Consider the following 19,099-nt stretch of genomic DNA (forward strand, 5'->3'; position numbering starts at 1 on the left):
AACTCGTGAATCTGTGGTGCTGTCTCTGCGTCATGATGCAGGCAACCCGGCTAATGTTATAGCTCTCATAAGCTAGCGGAAATCCTCGGTGTCACAGAACTTCATGAACTCCTCGCGTCATAAACGGTCATCCGATCAGACATCCGGGCCCCCGGCCGCGTATAACGGAACCATGACCCCTCTGCCGACGATCGCCATCATCGGAGTCGGGCCGCGCGGCACGTCGCTCGTCGAGCGCATCGGAGCCCACCTGCACGCAGCCGCCTCCGAGCCCGACACCGCGGGCACTGGTGGCGCCGCACCCGCGCGCGACCTCGAACTGCACCTCATCGAGGAGACGTCATTCGGCGCCGGGCGCATCTGGCGCACCGACCAGACCCGCGAGCTCTGCATGAACACCCTCGCCGACGCCGTGACGCTCTTCACCGAGCCCGGCAGCTCCATCACGGGTCCGGTCCGCGTCGGCCCCACACTCTACGAATGGGGGCTGCTGGCGCTCGCAACGCAGCCGACGAACGAGTCGGCGACGCGCACGATGGTTTCGGATGCGCTCGCCGCGGCGATCGACCGCATTCCGGCGGCGCACGCTGCGGTGGTCGACGCCCACCCGATCCGACCCGGATTCGCCGATGCGTACCGCCGCGAGCTCGAGGCGTTCCGCCCGGAGTCGCACCCGAGCCGAGCACTCTACGGCGAGTACCTGGAGTGGTGCCTCGAGCGAGCGATCGCAGAGTTGCCCGATGGCGTGCGCGTGATTCGCCACCGCGAGCGCGCCGTGAGCGTGGCCCATGGCGATGCAGGGCGGCAGCGCATCGGCCTGCGCGACGGCGGTGCGGTCGAAGCGGACGCCGTCGTGCTCGCGACCGGGTGGCTGCCGACCATCGAGACAGCGGAAGAACGCGAGTTCACAGCAGTACTCGCCGAGCGACCCGAACTGTCGTGGGTGCGACCGGCGAGCCCCGTCGAGCAGGACCTGAGCGGAGTGAGTTCGGGAGAGCACGTGATCGTGCGCGGAATGGGCATGGGGTTCTTCGACACCATGGCGCTGCTCACGCTCGGGCGCGGCGGCGAGTTCGTCGCCGACGCGCGGGCGCGCGGCGGGCTGCGCTACGAGCCCTCCGGGCGCGAGCCCGTGCTGCATGTGACCTCGGGGCGCGGAGTCCCGTTCCGCGCGAAGACGCTCTACGGTTCGCTCCCCCCGCGACCAGAGCAGCGCTTTCTCGCCGGCGTCGACTGGGCGACGGCACCTCGACCCATCGACTTCGACCGCGAGTTCTGGCCGCGCATCGTCGCCGACGCGCACTTCGACCACTACCGCACACTGCGACGCGTGCGGCCGGACGCGACGTCGGGCACCGCCGATGACGTCGAGACGGTGATCGCCGCCGCGATCCAACCGCATCTCGCCGCCCCTCCCGTCGCGAACCCCGCCTCGGATCGCGACGCCGCTGACGCAGATGCGCTCGAAGCGGTCGCACAGGACGTGGCTGACGCGGTGGCGCCGTTCATCGCAGATGCCGCCGACCGACTCGATCTGCTCGGCGAGATGCGCCCGGTCCGACACGTCTTCGACAGCGCGGAAGCCTTCGACGCCTGGGTGACGGGACGCGTGTCCCATGATCTCGATGAGGCCGCGCTGGGTCGCGACAGCGCCTGGAAGGCGGGGCTCTGGTCGGTGAGCTCTGCGCGGGGGGTCGCCAACCGCGTGGGTTCGCTCGGAGGCTTCGACGCCGAATCGAGAGCCTCGGGATTCGCGATGCTCATGGCCGTCGGCGGCATGGCAGGATCCGGACCGCCCGCGTTCCGCAACCGCCAGCTGCTGGCGCTCGCCGAGGCCGGGTTCGTGCGCTTCATCGGCCCGAGGGCCCGTGTCGCCATCTCCGACGCGGGGTTCACGGCCGCGTCGCCGTGCGTGACCGATTCGCAGGTGACCGCTGCGACACTCATCGATTCCTGGATGCACTTCCATCGCCTCGCCGACAGCTCCGACCCGCTCGCGCTCGGCCTGGTCGAAGCCGGGCGAGCGCGGCCGTTCCGCATCAGCGCGCGATCCGGCGAACCCCGCGAGACCGGCGCCTTCGACATCGATCCGGCGACCGGGCTGCTCGTGCACGCCGACGGCTCGCTCGACGACGCGGTGCACGTCGCCGGCATTCCGGTCGACGCGGCGCTCCACGACACGGTGATCAGCCCGATGCCGGGAACCGATCCTCCGATGCTGCGCGAGACCGATCGCGTGGCGCGCAGTCTCATCGTCGTCGCCCGACGGGCCCGATCCGGGCTCTCGCCGAGCCGCGGCGCGGCCGCAGACTCCGCCGCGCATCCCCGACCACTCGAAGGAGCCCACCGTGTCTGACCACCGTTCGAACGACCGCCCCATCGCTCTCGTCACAGGTGCTTCCGGCGGCATGGGGCGCGAGATCGTTCGCGACCTCACCCGCACCCATCGCGTCATCGCCGTCGGGCGCAACGCCGGGCGTCTCGACGCGGTCGTCGCGGAGACCGGCGCCACCGCGTGGCAGCTCGATGTCACCGACCACGAAGCGTTCTCGCGCAGGATCGCCGACCTCGACCGACTCGACGTGCTCGTGCACGCTGCGGCGATCGGCGAGCATCTCTCAGTCGAGTCAGCCGACGCATCGGCCTGGGAACGCCATTTGGCCAGCAATGCGACCGGGCCCGCGCTCATCACCCGCGCAGCGCTCCCCCTCCTGCGCGCCGCCGCTGCGACCGTCGTCTTCATCGGTTCGGGCGCGGGCACCCGTCCGGTCGCGGGCAGCGCCGTCTACACCGCGTCGAAGCATGCTCTGCGCGGCCTCGCCGACGTCCTGCGCATCGACGAAGAACCGCACCGGGTGCGCGTCGTCACGATCGCTCCCGGGCAGACGGACACTGACATGCTGCGCGCCGGCATCCCGGCGGATCAGTACCGGCCCGAGCGATACATCCGCCCGCAGTCCGTCGCGGAGACCGTGCGCTTCGTCGTCGACGCTCCCGCAGACGTCCAGCTCACCGACATCGCCGTACGCCCGCGACAAGAGATCGCACGACTGTGAGCGAGCCCACCGACCACCTCGTGATCGGCGGCGGCGCCATGGGCCTCGCCACGGCTCGGCAGCTCGCCTCCCGCGGAGCGAGCGTGCGTCTGCTCGAACGCTTCGAAGCGCACCACACTCGCGGCGCGTCGCACGGCTCGACGCGCAACCTCAACAACGCGTACGACGAGCCCGCGTACCTCGACCTCTTCGACGAGGCGACCACGCTGTGGCGCGCGCTCGAATCCGAGACCCGCACCGAGCTGCTCGGCCTCCACGGCCTCGTGACGCATGGAGACGAGGGTGTGGTCGCGTCCGCACACGATGCGCTCGTCGCGCGCGGAGCTGCGGTGTCGCTGCTCTCGGCCGACGAGGCGGGCACCCGATGGCCGGGGATGCGCTTCGCAGGCGGCGCGCTGTTCAGCGCGGAAGCCGGCATCGTGCACGCCGCACGTGCGCTCGCAGCGCTCGAGACGAGCGCGATCCGCCACGGGGCGATCGTGGAGCGCGGCGAACAGGTGCTGCGCATCGAGCCGAGCGCGAACGACGCCCGGGTGCGCGTGACGAGCCGCGGCCGCGAGGGCGGCATCCGCGAGCTGGTCGCCGACCATGTGACCGTCGCCGCCGGCGCGTGGACGGCGCCGCTGCTCGACGGCCTGATCGAACTGCCTTCGCTCACCGTCACCGAGGAGCATCCGGCACATTTCGCGCCGCGATCGGCGTCGATCCCGTGGCCGTCGTTCAACCATCTGCTGCCGCCCGAGCCGCTGGCGAGCTTCGCCGCTCCCGTCTACGGGATGCCGAGCCCCGGCGAAGGCGTGAAGGTCGGTTTCCACAGGGTCGGAGAGACCGTCGACCCCGACGCCCGCACGTTCCGCGCGAGCGATGCCCAGCGCGCGACGCTGCGGCGGTACGTCACCGAATGGTTCCCGGGGCTCGACCCGGACTCGCCGACCGAGATCAGTTGCACGTACACCTCGACCGACTCGGGGAGATTCGTGCTCGACACGGTCGGCCCGATCACCGTGGGTGCGGGGTTCTCCGGCCACGGGTTCAAGTTCACACCCGCGATCGGTCGCGTGCTCGCCGACGCGGCGATGGGGCACTCGACTCCGCCCGAGTTCTTCCGGCTGGCAGCCCACGGGGCCCGGTAACCGCCGGTTTCCCGCCGAACCCCTGTGGGCGCGCCGCGCTCAGGCGGAGCCGGTGTGCGACTCCGAGGCGGTGCGCGACTCCGAGGCCGACGCCGAGTCCTGCTCGAGCGTGCGGCGTTGCGCGCGGCGGCGTACGAGCAGCAGGTAGACCGCTGCCGTCACCGCGAAGCCGACGAGCCAGGCGATGTCGATGCCCTGCAGCGGTTCGGCGAGGGGCCCGGTGAACAGCGGGGTGATCATGAACGGGACCTGTGCGAGCAGTCCGATCCCGTAGCTCGAGAGCCCCACGGCGTTCCACTTGCCGTAGCGGCCACCGGTCGGGTCGAAGAGATCCGCGACCACGTAGTGCCCCTTCTGCACGATGAAGTAATCGGCGAGATTGATCGCCGACCACGGAATCAGCACGTACAGCAGCAGCGTCAGGAAGCTCTCGAACATCGTCATGAAGTCCCCCTGACCCAGAATCGCGATGAGGGTGGCGAGTACGCCGCAGACGATCGTGGTCCAGACCCGCGTGCCGGAGGTGATGACGGTCTTGAAGTTCGATTGCATCACCGTGAGCGCGTTCATCACTGCCGAGTACAGCTCGACGCCGTTGATGAGCGCTGAACTGACCGCGAAGATGATGAGCACGACCATGCCGACCGGGCCGAGGAAGTCGCCGAGGGCCGCGAGCGGGTTCTCCGGGTTCGCGGCTCCGAGCAGCACACCGAGCGTCATCACGAACACCGAGCTGACCACGAGCCCCAGGTACGTGCTCCAGAACGCGGTCTTCGGTCCGGTCGCCTTCGGCAGGTACCGCGAGTAGTCGGAGACGTACGGCGCATACGCGAGCTGCCAGACGATGCCGATCGCGAGCATGGCGAAGAAGCCCTCGTAGGTGAACGCGGCTTCCGCCCGCTGCGAGGTCACCTCCGGCTTCGTCCAGAACATGATCATCGACACGGTGACCGCCACCGCGATCACGATCGACAACCACACCATCGTCTTGCGCAGCAGGTCGTAGCCGAAGACGCAGAGCACGATCCCGATCGCAGCGAAAGCGAGGATCGCGACCGTCCCGTTGAAGTCGGGGAAGACCGCCGCGAGCGCATCTTTCGCGACGATCAGGATGCTCGCGAAGAACCCCATGAACATCACGAATGCGATCAGCGCGAAGAGGCTCGCTCCGAGATATCCGAATTGCGCGCGAGCCTGCAGCATCTGCGGGATCCCGAGATGCGGCCCCTGCGAGGCGTGCAGGGCGGAGCCGAACGCGCCGATCACGTTCCCCGCGAGAATCGCGACGATGCTCCACCCGATCGGCAGCCCGTACGCGCCGCTCGCGACGGCACCGGTGACCACGGTGAGAGGCATCATGTTCAGCCCGACCCAGATCGCGAAGAGCGACCAGTTCGTGCCCGTCCGCTCGTTCTCGGGAATGGGCATGATGTGCTGTTGTTCGAATCGCACGAATGTCTGCGTGACGACGGGTGGTTCCTGCGTCATGGTTCTCTCCTTTGAGGCTTCGCCGCGCGGGAACCGTCCCGAGCAGCACAGGATCGCCCCCGCTATCCGCGTGAGGCGTGAAGGGCGACTCGGATCGAGCATCCACGATGATGCTCGGCCGAGCCGCCCACGAGCGCAGCCGCTAGAGGCCTGCTCCGTCGGAGGCGATGGTGAAGGCCTGGTCGAGCAGCGACGCGAGCTCGTCGATATCGTCGCGCGTCATCACCAGGGGCGGCGACACCTGCACGAGCGGGTTGCCCTCCGCGTCGATCGCGACGCGGCAGATGAGGCCGACCTCTGCGAGCGCCGGATTCAGGTGACCGCTGACGAAGTCGCCCGCAGAGAGGGGATCAGCGGCCCAGCGCTTGGCCGCGTGATCGGTGACCAGCTCGAAGCTGCGGTGGAAGCCGTCGCCGCGCAGGTCGCCGACGATCTTCGCGTGCTTCGTCGCAACGTCGTCGAGCTTCTCACCGAGATACGGGCTCAGGGTTGCGACGTTCTCGACGACGCCTTCGCGCTCCATGATCTCGAGGTTCTTCAACGCCGCTGCACACGCGACGGGGTGCCCGCCGTAGGTCAGCGCGTGGTTGAACATGCCGACGGGCCCGTCCAGCACGGTCTCGATGATCCGGTCGCTCGCGATGACGCCGCCGAGGGGAACGTACGCCGACGCGATTCCCTTGGCGAACGTGATCATGTCGGGCTGGAACCCGTAGTGCGCGGAACCGAACCATGACCCGAGACGGCCGTATCCGGTGATGACCTCGTCGGCGATGAGCAGGATGCCGTATGTGTCGCACAGCGCGCGCACACCGGCGAAGTACTCGGGTGTCGGAGGCGTCAGGCTGCCCCCGGCGTTCTGCAGCGGTTCCATGATGAGCGCAGCGATCGTATCCGCGCCCTCCTGCACGATCAGCGACTCCAGCTCGCCGAGCAGGAACTCGGTGGTCTGCGCCGCGGTCTCGCCTTCAGGCCGACGGTAGCGCTTCGTGTTGTGCGTGTGCCGCACTCCGTTCATGAGCGGCTCGAACATCTTGCGCACGTCGGTCATGCCGTTGAGCGACATCGCGCCGAAGCTGGTGCCGTGGTACGCGACGCGACGCGCGATGAACTTGTACCGCGCGTGGTCACCGCGAGTGATGTGGTACTGGCGCGCGAGCTTGATCGCGGCCTCGTTCGATTCGCCGCCGCCCGACGCGAAGAACACGCGGTTCAGGTCGCCGGGCGCGAGTTCGGCGATCTTCTGCGCCAGTAGGGCTGCGGGTGGATGCGTGACGCTCCACGTCGTCTGGAAGGGGAGCGTGGCGAGCTGCTCGCGCACCGCATCGCCGACCTCTGCGCCATGGGTGTAGCCGAGCTGCACGCAGAAGAGACCGGCGAGACCGTCGAAGAACCGGCGCCCGCTCTCGTCGAAGACGGAGCAGTGCTCCCCCCGCACGAACACCGGGAGATCATCGTCGCGATACTTGCTCGCCGGCGTGAAGTTCATCACGAGATGACGCTTGGCGATTTCGGCGATTCCGCTCGGCACCTCGGCCGCGGCCTCGTGATCCGAGAGCGTCTCTGGCTGCAAAGTCATGTTCTGTGTCCTTTCAGTCGTCGGTGACTGGACGGAAGACCGTCATTGGTTCCCAATGGTTCCAGGCCTCGATCGATCGGTAAAATAGTCTTTTGATGTGATCTAGATCATTTAGGTTGATGGATCAGTACAGAGTTGGCCTGCTCACCCCCACTGCAGCCACGTCGTCTTGTAGTCGGTGTAGTTCTCGAGCGCGTGCACCGACAGGTCTCGCCCGAAACCGGACTGCTTGAATCCACCGAAGGGGGTGGTGAAGCCGAGTGCGTCGACGGTGTTGACGGAGACGGTGCCGGCCACCAGGCGCTGCGACACCCGGTGCGCCCGCGAGAGACTTCCCGTCCAGAGCGAGGCCGCGAGGCCGAACGGGGTCTCGTTCGCGCGCGCGATCGCCTCGTCTTCCGAGTCGAACGGCGTCACGACAGCGACGGGTCCGAAGATCTCTCGCGTGTGCACCTCATGGTCGGCCGGCACGTCGGTCACGATCGTCGGCTCGATGAAGGCGCGCGAGCCGTTGATCTCGGGCCGGGTGCCGCCTGCGGCGATCCTGCCGTCGGTGCGGGCCCGCTCGATCGTCGCCCACACCTCGTCGGCGTGCCTCTCGGAAACGAGCGAACCTATTCCTGACGCAGGATCCAGCGGGTCACCGGGCGCGTACGCCAGAGCCGCTTCTGCGTAGAGCGCGAGAAATTCTTCGTAGACCTCCCGCTCGACGAAGATGCGGGAGTTCGCCGAGCAGACCTCGCCCTGATTGTAGAAGCTTCCAAAGGCGGCCTTCTCGGCTGCAGCGCGCAGGTCGTCGCAGTCGGCGAAGATCAGATTCGAGCTCTTGCCCCCCGCTTCGAGCGCGAGCCGCTTCATGTTCGACTGCCCGGCGTACTGCTGCAGCTGTTTGGCGACTTCGGTCGAGCCGGTGAATGCGAGCATATCGACGTCCTCGTGCCGACCGAGCGCACGTCCCACGGTGGATCCGCGCCCCGTGACGACGTTCAGCACTCCGGCGGGGATGCCGGCTTCGATCGCGAGCTCGGCGAGCAGCAGCGTCGAGTGCGAGGCCTCCACCGGAGGCTTGACCACGACCGAGTTCCCTGCGGCGAGCGCGGGCGCGAGCTTCCACGTCGCGATCTCGAGCGGATAGTTCCACGCCACGATCACCGCCACGACGCCGAGCGCTTCGCGCGTCACCAGCGCGGTCGACCCCGGCGGCGTGACCGGGATCAGATCCTCCTGCTTCTCGATGGCCTCGCCGTAGAAGCGGTAGAGGGCCGCGGATCCGGGTGCGTCGATCGACGCGGACTCGCGAACCGGCTTGCCCATGTCAAGAGAGTCGTAGAGCGCGAATTCATCTGCCCGCGCTTCGATCAGCCGCGCGAGTTCGAGGAGGCGTTCGCGGCGGAATCCGGCGCCGGCCCGCGACCACCCTCCCGACTCGTAGGCGGCCCTGGCGGAGGCGACAGCGGCGTCGACCTCGACGTCGCTGCACGCGTGAATCTCCGAGAGAGCGGCGCCGGTGGCTGGGTTCGTCTTGGTGATGGTCTCACCGGTGCTCGCGGCGACTCTCACGCCGTCGATCACCGGTCGGCCATCGAATTCGAGTGCGGCCGCGGCTGCCTGCCACTCTGCGAGGGTTCTGGTCATGACTGGTCTCCTTCGATGCGGGTGCCGGGGGTGCCGGAATTGCCGGGGATGCTGGAAGTGCTGGGGATGCTGGAAGTGCTGGAAGTACCGGCGGTGCGAATATCGGGGATCGTCACGGTCGCCGTCTCGAGATCCTGCGCTTTGAGCAGCGGGATGCCACGGGTCTCGGGCAGGCTGAGCACCGTCACGACGCCGACGAGCCCGACTCCGACGAGGAAGTAGCCGGGGACGAGCTGATCGCCCGTCGTGTCGATGAGCCAGGTCAGCAGGTACGGTGCGGTGCCGGCGAACAGCGCCGCCGTGAGGGCGTAGGCGATCGAGAGGCCCGTCTGCCGCGTGCGGGTCGGGAAGAGTTCGACGACGGTGACGGCGTGGGTGCCGAGCACGATGGCGAGGATCAGGGCGAGCCCGAGCGTCGAGACGAATGTCGCCCACGGCGCTGGGTCGTTCATCAGCATGAACAGCGGAACGGAGAGCACCGTGAGCGCGACCGCGGCCGTGAGCAGCACCGGCTTGCGTCCGACGCGATCCGATGCGATCCCCGCGAGCGGCACGACGATGAGTCCGAGCGCGGAGGCGAGCGTCGAGAGAAGCGCCGCGTTGCCGGCATCGATGCCGACGGTCACCTCCTGGTACGTGAGCAGATAGACGAGCACGACGTAGAACGTGACGTTCATGAAGGTCTCCATGCCGCAGGTCTGGATGAACTCCTTGAAGTTGCGCTGGAACACCTCCTTGACGGGGGCGTGCGAGACGGTCTCGAGCTCCTGCAGCTGCTGGAACTCGGGGGTGTCCTCGATCTTGCGGCGGATGTAGAGGCCGATGAAGCCGAGCGGCACCGTGATGAGGAACGGGATGCGCCAGGCCCAATCGGCGATCTGCTGCTGATCGAAGGCCAGGTTCAGCAGGAACACTACGAATGAGGCGAGCAGGAACCCGAGGAGGCTGCCGAACTCGAGCCAGCTGACGCCGAAGCCTCTGCGCTTCGCCGGCGAGAACTCGCCGAGGAAGGCCGCAGCGCTGCCGAACTCGCCGCCGGCAGCCAGCCCCTGCACGATGCGCGTCGCGATGAGCAGGATCGGAGCCAGGATGCCGATCGTGGAGTACCCGGGCAGCAGCCCGAGCACGAGCGTCGAGAGCGCCATCGCGAGGATCACGATCGAGAGGGTCTGCTTGCGACCGAGTCGATCGCCGAGCCGCCCGAAGATGATGGCGCCGATCGGGCGCACGAGGAAGGAGACCGCGAAGACTGCGAAGGTCGCGAGCAGGCCGGCGGTCGCACTCTCCTCGGGGAAGAAGACGGAGGCGATGGTGCCCGCGAGGTAGGCGTAGACGGCCCAGTCGAACCAGTGCACCAGCACGCCGATGGCGCCGGCGGCGACGCTCTTGCGCAGGCTCTTCTGGTCGACGAGATCGCTGAGCTCTCGAATGGGTTCGGAGGTCGACATTGACGGTTCCTTTGCTCCTGGATGTGGTGATTCGCGGTTCGCGGGCATTCAGCGCTCGCGGGGGTGCCGGTCGGGCTGCGGCCTACGCGGAATGCCCGCGCGTACGGGCGACGTCGAGGGCCGTCCACGCCAGCGCGGTGGCGCCGTCGCGGAGGGTCTGCTCGGCGATCGGCCCGACGCACGCGTCGGCGAAGGCCGGCTGGTGGTTGGACGCCTCCCCGCCGACTCCGATGTAGGGGTGGATGGCGTCGACGACGGCTGAGACATTGCCCATGTCCGTGGAGGCGCGATTCATCGTGGCCGCCTCGGGCGGGACGTCGAAGTCGCGGCCGAGTGCGACGGCATTGGCTCGGTAGACGGCGAGCGCCTCCGCATCGGTGCGCATCTCGGCGTATCGCTTGCTCTCTGAGGTGACGGTCAGCTTCGCGCCGGAGGCGAGCGCGCCCGCCTCGAAGCACCGCAGCACCCGCGATTCGAGTGCGAGCAGCTGTTCCATCGTCTCGGCGCGCACGTACCAGCGCCCCTCCGTGCGTTCGGGAATCGCGTTCGGCGCTTCGCCTCCGCGCGTCTGCACCCCGTGCACGCGCACGCCGGAGGGGAGTTGCTGACGCAGGAGTGCGATCGCGGTCTGGGCGATGATGAACGCGTCGTTCGCGTTCACCCCGCGCTCGGGATACGCGGCGGCGTGCGCCGCGACGCCGTCGAACTGCACGTGCCAGTGCGCGACGGCGAACGGACGCGCCTCGGCGACATCGACGGGTGCCGGGTGCGCCATGAGTGCGAGGTCGAGCTCGGTGAACGCCCCGCGCTCCAGCAGCTCGATCTTGCCACCCCCGCCCTCCTCGGCCGGCGTGCCGATCACCTCGACGGCGATCCCGAGCTCATCGGCGACCGCTGCCAGCGCGATCGCGCCACCCGCCGACATCGCGGCGATCAGATTGTGCCCGCAGGCGTGCCCGAGCCCCGGAAGCGCATCGTACTCGGCGAGGAAGCCGACGGTGAACCCGGCGGACTCCGGATCGCCGAGCGTCGCTCGGAACGCGGTCTCCAGGCCGAGATACGGCTGCTCGACCGCGAATCCGTGAGACGCGAGCACCGCGGCGACCGCTGCCGACGAGCGGTGCTCCTGCCATCCGAGTTCGGGGTCGCCGTGCAGACGGTTCGAGAGTGCGACGAGATCGTCGTCGATGCGCTCCCGCTGCGCGACGATCCGCTGCTTCAGCGCGTCACTCATCGCCGGGCACCCCGTACGACGGTGCGGCTGCCGGGTCCAGCCCGCGGTTCACGTACGCGTCGCGCTGCGGCAACCACTCGTCGAGCGCGCGCCCGAGCTCGGTGATCGGGTCGTCGGACCAGTCCACCCGGAGATCCGTGACCCGCCAACCTGCATTCGCGACGACGGAGATCCCGGCGGAGTGCACGGGCCCGGCCTCGCCGCCTGCGGCGATCGCCGCCTGGAGCGCTGCGAGCAGCCGCTCTTCGATCGAGCCGTGCGATGTCAGCGCCGTCTCGACCAGCGCATCGAGCACGTCGAGGCTCGCCAGCATGTTGCCGCCCGCGACGGCGTTCTCGCGCTCCGTCGCCCCGAAGATTCCGAGCGCCCGCTCCCCCGAGTGGACGGCGGTTCTGCCGTCGGCGTCGAGCACGAGCAGCTGGCGGTATGCGATCGAGGTCTGGTCGGTGGAGGAGACGACCGCCGAGAGCGCCTCAGCGGCCGTCGCCTCCGCGCGGAGCTGCTCGATGATCCGGTGCCCGAGCCGCGGGTCGGTGACGTTCTGCGAGTGCGCACCGCCGATGCCGTCGGCGAGGTTCACGCACCGGGCCGCCACGGCTGGGGACGACGACGAGATGGCCGATCCGAATTCTCCCGACTCGGGATCGCGCAGCAGCAGTGAGAAGGTCATGCGCTCACCGCTCGCTGAGCACGGCGGTCGCGTCGATCTCGACGAGCCACTCCGGGCGCGCGAGCGCTTGCACGACGATGCCCGTCGAGACGGGGTAGACGCCTGTCAGCCACCTGCCGACGGTGCGGTACACTTCTTCGCGGTATCGCGGATCGATGATGTAGATGGTGACCTTCACAATGTCTTCGAGGCGGCTCCCCGCTTCGTCGAGCAGCATCTTGATGTTCGACATCGCCTGCTCGGTCTGCGCGACGACATCGCCGATGCCGACCGATTCCCGGGTGTCGAGATCCTGACCGATCTGCCCGCGCAGGTAGACCACCCCGCCCGCGACGACGGCCTGGCAGAGATCGTTGTCGAGATTCTGCTCGGGGTACGTCTCTTTGGTGTTGAACTTGCGCAGGCGCACGTGCGTCGTTTCCGTCACAGGATCCTCCTCGTCGAGTGGCGCTCTCACGCCCGGCTTTCCCCCATTCTTCGAGCGATTCCGGTATCTGTAAAATAGCTAAAAGTTACTCACCATATCTATTCATCAGATCGACTGCGGCGGCGAGAACGCTTCGTTCGTTCGAGCAAGGAGGCCCGACATGGTGCAACGGTTCCCGATCACCCTCACGCAACTCGTCTATTTCGCCGAGTGCGCGAAGACCCTCAACATGACGGCGGCCAGTGCCGAGCTGCATGTCGCGCAATCGGCGGTCTCGACGGCGATCACGCAGCTCGAGCGCTCCCTCGGCGCCTCGCTGTTCATCCGTCAGCACTCGAAGGGGCTCATCCTCACGACGGCCGGCGAGACGCTGCTGCGCGACGCGCACCACCTGTTCGGCACCCTCAACGACACGATCGATTCGATCCGCTCCGACCAGCGCGAGGTGCACGGCTCCATCACCATCGCCTGCTTCAAGACGCTCGCGCCGTTCGTGCTTCCGCGCCTGCTCAGCTCGGTGCGCGAGACGCACCCGGGGCTCGACGTCACCGTCTTGGAGGGCGATCACTCGGAGTGCCTGGCGGCGCTCCGCGACGGGAGGGCCGAGCTCGCCGTCACCTACGACCTCCCGAGCGGGGACGGCATCGAGAACACCCTCGTCGCGGAGTTCCGGCCGCACGTGATCCTCGCACGCTCCCATCCGCTCGCGCAGCGGGAACGGATCGCACTCGCGGAACTCGCCGACGAGCCGTTCGTGCTGCTCGATCTGCCGAGCAGCAGCGACTACTTCGTGCGGATTCTCACCGATGCTGGCATCTCCCCGAACCTCAGATACCGGAGCACGAGCTACGAGACCGTTCGCTCGATGGTGGCCATGGGCCTCGGCTTCTCCATCCTCAACCAGCGCCCGCGCACCGCGCAGACGTACGCCGGGGCCGAGATCGCCGCCGTCGAGATATCGGACGACGCCGCGGGGCTCACGATGGAGGTGTCGTCGCTCGCGCAGGTGCGGCGATCGAGCCGCGCGCGCGCCGTCGAGGAGGCGATCGGCGCCCTGTTCTCGCCCAACTGAGCCTCCCTCGTCCCGCGACCGGGGCATCCCCAAATCCGATGCTCTCCCTGAGATCGATCTACTGCAGTGATCGAGTGCACCGCGAACGTGTATTGGCCAGATACTCGTCTCGTGAGGTTGTCTGAGAAGCACCCGGGCAGGGATCTCGCCCGGAGCGTCTCGGGGCGTTGCGCCCGAAACGCGTCAGCAGCGAAGCGATGCGAGTGGAGAAGTAACGTATGACGAGCCAGCAAATCGAGGCCACCGAAGTCCTCGTCGTCGGCGCCGGCCAGGCCGGAGTAGCCATGAGTGAACACCTGTCCCAGCGGGGCATCGCGCACATCGTGCTCGAACGGCGTCGCATCGCCGAACGCTGGCGCTCAGAGCGCTGGGACTCGCTCGTCGCCAACGGCCCCGCCTGGCACGACCGTTTCCCCGGCCTGGAGTTCACCGGCGTCGATCCCGACGCGTTCGCACCGAAGGAGCGCGTGGCCGCGTACTTCGAGGAGTACGCGGAGCGCTTCGAGCTGCCGATCCGCACCGGCGTGAACGTGACGAGCGTCCGCAAAGCCTCAGGGGCGCCCGGCTTCATCGCCGAGACATCGGCCGGTCCGATCCGGGCGCGCTACGTCGTCGCGGCGACCGGCGCATTCCAGAATCCGTCCATCCCGCCGTTCGTGCCAAGCGATGCGGGCGTGCATCAGATCCATTCGAGCGGATACCGCAACCCGGAGCAGCTGCCGGACGGCGGTGTGCTCGTCGTCGGCGCCGGTTCCTCCGGAGTGCAGATCGCCGACGAACTGCGGCGATCCGGCCGCGACGTCGTACTCGCCGTTGGCCCCCACGACCGTCCTCCTCAGCGCTACCGCGGCCGCAACTTCGTCTGGTGGCTGGGCGTGCTCGGCAAGTGGGAGGCCTCGGCACCGCCGCAGGGCGCCGAGCACGTGACGATCGCGGTGAGCGGAGCGAACGGTGGCCGCACGATCGACTTCCGCGAGCTCGCCGATTCGGGGATCACGCTCGTCGGCCGCGCGAACGCCTTCTCAGACGGCGTGCTGCGCTTCGGCACCGATCTCGCCGCGAACATCGCGCGCGGCGACGACAACTACCTGTCGCTGCTCGACGAGGCGGACGCGTACATCGAGCGCAACGGACTCGACCTGCCGGAGGAGCCTGAGGCGCGTGCGTTCGGGCCCACTCCGGAGTGCGTCGCGAATCCCATTCTCGAACTCGACCTCGCCGCTGCGGGGATCACCTCGATCGTGTGGGCGACCGGCTTCACCGTCGACTACTCCTGGCTCGAGGTCGATGCGTTCGACGAACGCGGTCGACCGGTGCAGCAGCGCGGGGTGTCCGTCGAGCCCGGCGTCTACTTCCTCGGCATACCGTGGCAGTCGCGCCGCGGGTCGAGCTTCATCTGGGGCGTCTGGCACGACGCGAAGTACCTGGCCGACCAGATCGAGATTCAGCGCGGCTACGTCGCGTACGAGGGAGACGCGTACCCGGCCGATGCCGACTCCCTGCCCGCGCACCCGGCCCCTCCCGAGATCTCGTACGCAGGATAGAGCCTCGGCACTCCGACCGGGTCTCGGCGCTCCGACACGGCGTCGGCTCGAGGACCGGGCGTCGGCTCGACGACCGGGCGTCGGCGGACGCACGCGGACGTGGCGGCCGACGCTCAGATCGTGAAGTCGCTGGCGGCCCTGGCGGTGGCGATGCCCTTCACCAGGTCGATCACCGGCAGGTGCTCGGGGTGCGACGCGTACTCGGCGAGCCCCGCCTCATCGTCGAAGTCGGCGATGAGCGTCACGTCGTAGTTCGCTCCGTCGAACAGCTCATTGCGATGCACGGAGAGCGCGCGCACCGAGGGCACGAGATCTCGGAGCGGCTCGATGGCGGCGATGGCCCGAGCCGCGTGCGCGTCGCGCTCCTCCCGGGTCTCTCCGGCGAACTTCCAGCTGACGATGTGGCGCAGTGCCATGGGGACTCCTCGGGTTGCGAACGTACGGTCGGGGATACGGGGCTATCGGCGACGCAGCGCACGCAGCGGATTGCGGGCGGCCTTCGTCACGGCGGCGGCGAGGCGATCCGGATCGACGCGCCAGATCGCGTGACGTCGCCCGTCGATCTGCACCACCGGGATGTGCTCGGCGTGCAGCTCGGCGAGGGCCGCGTCACGAGTGATGTCGTGCTCGTCGAGCGTCGTCGCGACGCCGGCTGCATCGAGCCGCTCGCGCACCTCCTCGACGACCAATCGAGCGTCGTCGCACAGGTGACAGCCCGGCTTGCCGATGAGGGTCAGGCGTACGGCAGACATGATGCGTCGAGTCTACGCGCACCCAGAACGGTCTGACATTCCGGGCACGAGAAAGGCGCCGACCCGGGATGGGCGGCGCCTTTCATCGATCGGCCGTCTTCTGACGGCGTCGACTACTTCTTGTTGCGACGCTGGTGACGCGTCTTGCGAAGCAGCTTGCGGTGCTTCTTCTTTGACATGCGCTTACGACGCTTCTTGATTACTGAACCCACATTAACCTCACAACGTCTCTCGGGCCGCTGGGAGTCGGGGCCCATAAAACATAGATCTTACCTGGCGTCGGCCGCAGATGCGAACCGAGCGGTGCGAGCGGCCGCCTCGAGCCGCTCAGCCGCGCAGTTTGAATCGCGCGACGAGTTCTTTCACCCGGTGCTCTGCACGCGCCGCAGCCCGGCCGATCCGCTCTGCTGCCGCGGTCGCCTCTTCGGGCAGCACCTCGTCGAACTCATCGTGCTCACCGGGCCCGTGCACGCGCTCACCGCTCTCCGACAGGTACTCCACCGTCACTTCCGTCTCGAACCCTGCCGAGAGGAAGGGGATCACGAAGTCCTCCACCATCTCGAGCGGCTCGGGGTCGAGCGAGTAGAACCGGTGCTGCCCTTCTTCGCGCACGACCACGAGTTCGGCCTCGCGCAGCACTTTGAGATGCTTCGACACGGTGGGCTGACTGATCTCGAGCCTGCCCACGATTTCAGACACGCTCATCTCGGCCTGCTGCACATGCCTCTCGAGCAGCGCCTGCAGAATGTCGCGCCGGGTCGCGTCGGCGATGACTCCGAAGATATCTGGCATAGGCACCAGAGTAGTGGGAGGAGCCCGGATCTGTCCCGGCCGGCGAGCGCCATGCGCACGTGTCGCGCTCATGAGGACTCCGGGATGTGTACCATGACAGCATCGAGTCGAGGCCGCGTCATGCTTCGACTCTCACCATCGCCCCGAAAGCAGGAGTCGTGAGGACACGCGCTGCGAGCGCCCGGTTCACCGGAGCGCTCTCGCTGAAGTCGTGGATCGGAAGCCTGATCCATTCATCGCCTGCACGTGTGGCGCTTCTGGTGTTCACCGGGTTGATCCTGGTCTGGACGGCGCTCCTCTCGCTTCCGATCGCGAGCAGCACGCGCGAGGTGACCCCGCTCGCCGACGCCCTCTTCACCGCGGTATCGGCTATCTGCGTCACCGGGCTCTCCACCGTGGATATGGCGACGCACTGGTCGCTCTTCGGCGAGCTGCTCATCCTCGGCGGCCTGCAGATCGGCGGCATCGGCGTCCTCACGCTGGCGAGCATCCTCGGCCTCACCGTCACTCGTCGGTTGGGGCTGCGCTCGCGCCTGCTGGCCGCCGGAGACACGAACCCGATGCGCATGGGGCGGGACGTGTCCGAGAGCCAGGCCGTCGGCCTCGGCGAGATCGGCGGCCTCCTGGCCGCGGTCGCGACGAGTCTCGTCGTGATCGAGCTCGCGCTCACCGCGTTCATCACCCCGCGCCTCATCGCAGAGGGGTACACCTTCTGGCATGCGTTGTGGAACGGGTTCTACCTCGCCGCATCCGCTTTCACGAACACGGGGTTCGTGCCGCTTCCAGGCGGTCTCGAACCGTTCGCGACCGATACCTATCTCCTCAGCGTTCTCGCCGTCGGCGTTTTTCTCGGCAGCATCGGCTTCCCCGTCATCTTCGCCCTCTACCGCTATGTGGTGGGCGGGGGCTGGCGGGCGCACAAGCGGCTCGGGCTGCATGCGAAGCTCACGCTGACGACGACGCTCCTGTTCGTCGTCTTCGGGTGGATCGCGATCGCGGGGCTCGAATTCAACAACACCCGCACCCTGGGCTCGCAGGGGCTCGGCGACACGCTCTTCAGCTCGGTCTACATGTCGGTGATGACGCGCTCAGGCGGGCTCGGAGTCATGGACCCGTCCGACATGAACGGGTCGACGCTGCTGGTGATGGACATGCTGATGTTCGTCGGAGGCGGATCTGCCTCCACGGCCGGCGGCATCAAGGTCACGACGATCGCCGTACTGTTCCTCGCGGCCTATGCCGAAGCGCGCGGGTACAAGGACATGCAGGCCTTCGATCGGCGCATCCCCAACGAAGTGCTGCGCGTGGCCGTCTCCGTGCTCATCTGGGGCGCGACCATCGTGCTCGCGGCCTCCGTCGCGATCATGCACCTCACTCGAGAACCGCTCGACATCGTGCTGTTCGAGGTGATCTCGGCGTTCGGCACCTGCGGCCTCTCGACGGGCCTCTCCAGTGAGATCGATGACCCGGGCAAGTATATTCTTGCCGCTACCATGTGGGCAGGCCGCGTGGGAACCGTTACGCTGGCGGCGGCTGTCGCAGCGACGAGCCGCTCACGCATGTTCCGCCTCCCCGAAGAAAGGCCGATCGTTGGTTGATATTCGCAGTGATGCCCCGGTGATCGTCATCGGTCTCGGGCGCTTCGGCGCTGCCACCGCCGGGCAGCTCGATCGTCAGGATCGCGAAGTGCTGGTCGTCGACACCGACCCCGGCCTGGTGCAGAAGTGGGCCGACCGCGTCACCCACGCGGTGCAGGCCGACGCCCGCTCCATGGAGGCGCTCAGGCAGATCGGCGCGGACGAGTTCCAGATCGCGGTCGTCGCCACGGGCGCTTCGATCGAGTCGAGCGTGCTGATCGCGGCGAACCTCGTCGACCTCGGCGTCCCGCAGATCTGGGCGAAGGCGATCTCGCTGTCGCACGGCAAGATCCTGGAGCGCATCGGCGTGCACCACGTCATCTACCCCGAGCGCGAGGCCGGCGAGCGGGTCGCGCACTTGTTGAGCGGCAGCATGCTCGACTTCATCCAGTTCGACGACAACTACGTCATCGCGAAGATGTACCCGCCGCGGTCCATCCGCAATCGCTCCCTCAGCGACAGCGGCGTGCGCACGCGCTATCGCGTCACCGTCGTCGGCGTGAAGACGCCGGGGCAGCCCTTCACCCACGCGACGCAGGACACGATCGTCTCGCGTCACGACCTGATCATCGTGAGCGGCACCGCCGCAGACGTGGAGCGTTTCGCCGCGATCGGGTAGGGCTGCGGGCGCC

The 19,099-nt window shown here is 68.0% G+C and carries 18 protein-coding genes; 7 read left to right on the forward strand and 11 right to left on the reverse strand.

The features are described 5' to 3' along the window. The first annotated feature begins 172 nt into the window (after positions 1-172). Genes ABFX18_RS13565 through ABFX18_RS13575 form a run of 3 tightly spaced genes read left to right on the forward strand, consistent with a single transcriptional unit; the run spans position 173 to position 4,189 of the window. Complete coding sequence (locus tag ABFX18_RS13565) at positions 173-2,356, forward strand: FAD/NAD(P)-binding protein (protein WP_346058606.1); 2,184 nt, start codon at positions 173-175, stop codon at positions 2,354-2,356. Next, positions 2,349-3,056 (forward strand): SDR family oxidoreductase, encoded by a 708-nt coding sequence (locus ABFX18_RS13570; protein ID WP_346058607.1) that lies wholly within the window; start codon positions 2,349-2,351, stop codon positions 3,054-3,056. The genes ABFX18_RS13565 and ABFX18_RS13570 overlap by 8 nt, the downstream gene beginning before the upstream one ends. Further along, positions 3,053-4,189 carry an FAD-dependent oxidoreductase gene (locus tag ABFX18_RS13575; protein WP_346058608.1) on the forward strand — a complete coding sequence of 379 codons (1,137 nt, stop codon included), beginning with the start codon at positions 3,053-3,055 and terminating at the stop codon, positions 4,187-4,189. The genes ABFX18_RS13570 and ABFX18_RS13575 overlap by 4 nt, the downstream gene beginning before the upstream one ends. A gap of 39 nt (positions 4,190-4,228) precedes the next feature. On the opposite strand, the gene ABFX18_RS13580 is transcribed toward ABFX18_RS13575, so the two are convergent. The 7 genes from ABFX18_RS13580 to ABFX18_RS13610 form a co-directional block, all read right to left on the reverse strand. Beyond that, the gene (locus ABFX18_RS13580; RefSeq protein WP_200330277.1) at positions 4,229-5,677 is read right to left on the reverse strand and encodes a purine-cytosine permease family protein; all 1,449 of its coding nucleotides are present in this window, start codon (positions 5,675-5,677) and stop codon (positions 4,229-4,231) included. 142 nt (positions 5,678-5,819) lie between these two features. Further along, positions 5,820-7,256, reverse strand: coding sequence for an aspartate aminotransferase family protein (locus tag ABFX18_RS13585; protein WP_346058609.1), 1,437 nt, complete (start codon positions 7,254-7,256; stop codon positions 5,820-5,822). A gap of 144 nt (positions 7,257-7,400) precedes the next feature. Next, a complete protein-coding gene (locus ABFX18_RS13590; RefSeq protein WP_090146454.1) occupies positions 7,401-8,891 on the reverse strand; it encodes an aldehyde dehydrogenase family protein in 1,491 nt (496 codons plus the stop codon). After that, on the reverse strand, positions 8,888-10,339 hold the full coding sequence (locus ABFX18_RS13595) for an MFS transporter (RefSeq protein ID WP_346058610.1): 1,452 nt from the start codon (positions 10,337-10,339) through the stop codon (positions 8,888-8,890). The genes ABFX18_RS13590 and ABFX18_RS13595 overlap by 4 nt, the downstream gene beginning before the upstream one ends. An 82-nt stretch (positions 10,340-10,421) precedes the next feature. Beyond that, positions 10,422-11,573: a M20 family metallopeptidase gene (locus tag ABFX18_RS13600; RefSeq protein WP_346058611.1), complete on the reverse strand. Its 1,152-nt coding sequence runs from the start codon at positions 11,571-11,573 to the stop codon at positions 10,422-10,424. Then, positions 11,566-12,243: a DUF1028 domain-containing protein gene (locus ABFX18_RS13605; protein ID WP_346058612.1), complete on the reverse strand. Its 678-nt coding sequence runs from the start codon at positions 12,241-12,243 to the stop codon at positions 11,566-11,568. The genes ABFX18_RS13600 and ABFX18_RS13605 overlap by 8 nt, the downstream gene beginning before the upstream one ends. A gap of 4 nt (positions 12,244-12,247) precedes the next feature. Further along, positions 12,248-12,670, reverse strand: coding sequence for a RidA family protein (locus tag ABFX18_RS13610; RefSeq protein WP_346058613.1), 423 nt, complete (start codon positions 12,668-12,670; stop codon positions 12,248-12,250). A 160-nt stretch (positions 12,671-12,830) separates the two neighbouring features. On the opposite strand from ABFX18_RS13610, the gene ABFX18_RS13615 reads away from it, so the two are divergent. Together ABFX18_RS13615 and ABFX18_RS13620 are read left to right on the forward strand one after the other, a co-directional pair. Continuing rightward, the gene (locus ABFX18_RS13615; RefSeq protein WP_200330298.1) at positions 12,831-13,742 is read left to right on the forward strand and encodes a LysR family transcriptional regulator; all 912 of its coding nucleotides are present in this window, start codon (positions 12,831-12,833) and stop codon (positions 13,740-13,742) included. Positions 13,743-13,960: 218 nt separating this feature from the next. Next, the gene (locus tag ABFX18_RS13620) at positions 13,961-15,286 is read left to right on the forward strand and encodes a flavin-containing monooxygenase (protein WP_346058614.1); all 1,326 of its coding nucleotides are present in this window, start codon (positions 13,961-13,963) and stop codon (positions 15,284-15,286) included. Positions 15,287-15,399: 113 nt separating this feature from the next. Here the strand turns inward: ABFX18_RS13620 and ABFX18_RS13625 are convergent, their stop codons facing one another. The 4 genes from ABFX18_RS13625 to ABFX18_RS13640 form a co-directional block, all read right to left on the reverse strand. Beyond that, positions 15,400-15,702 carry a Dabb family protein gene (locus ABFX18_RS13625; RefSeq protein ID WP_090146438.1) on the reverse strand — a complete coding sequence of 101 codons (303 nt, stop codon included), beginning with the start codon at positions 15,700-15,702 and terminating at the stop codon, positions 15,400-15,402. A 42-nt stretch (positions 15,703-15,744) separates the two neighbouring features. Beyond that, positions 15,745-16,038 carry a glutaredoxin family protein gene (locus ABFX18_RS13630; RefSeq protein WP_211649976.1) on the reverse strand — a complete coding sequence of 98 codons (294 nt, stop codon included), beginning with the start codon at positions 16,036-16,038 and terminating at the stop codon, positions 15,745-15,747. Positions 16,039-16,151: 113 nt separating this feature from the next. Next, positions 16,152-16,250 carry a 30S ribosomal protein bS22 gene (locus tag ABFX18_RS13635; RefSeq protein ID WP_005504750.1) on the reverse strand — a complete coding sequence of 33 codons (99 nt, stop codon included), beginning with the start codon at positions 16,248-16,250 and terminating at the stop codon, positions 16,152-16,154. A gap of 115 nt (positions 16,251-16,365) precedes the next feature. Further along, a complete protein-coding gene (locus ABFX18_RS13640; protein WP_346058615.1) occupies positions 16,366-16,830 on the reverse strand; it encodes an ArsR/SmtB family transcription factor in 465 nt (154 codons plus the stop codon). Between the two features lie 224 nt (positions 16,831-17,054). Between ABFX18_RS13640 and ABFX18_RS13645 the strand changes: the two genes are divergently transcribed. Beyond that, entirely contained in the window at positions 17,055-18,428 is a 1,374-nt protein-coding gene (locus ABFX18_RS13645; protein WP_090147381.1) for a TrkH family potassium uptake protein, read from the forward strand. Continuing rightward, positions 18,421-19,086 carry a potassium channel family protein gene (locus tag ABFX18_RS13650; RefSeq protein ID WP_176698264.1) on the forward strand — a complete coding sequence of 222 codons (666 nt, stop codon included), beginning with the start codon at positions 18,421-18,423 and terminating at the stop codon, positions 19,084-19,086. The genes ABFX18_RS13645 and ABFX18_RS13650 overlap by 8 nt, the downstream gene beginning before the upstream one ends. Positions 19,087-19,099: the final 13 nt, after the last annotated feature.

The sequence above is a fragment of the Leucobacter alluvii genome (assembly GCF_039530485.1).
Classification (GTDB): Bacteria; Actinomycetota; Actinomycetes; order Actinomycetales; family Microbacteriaceae; genus Leucobacter; species Leucobacter alluvii.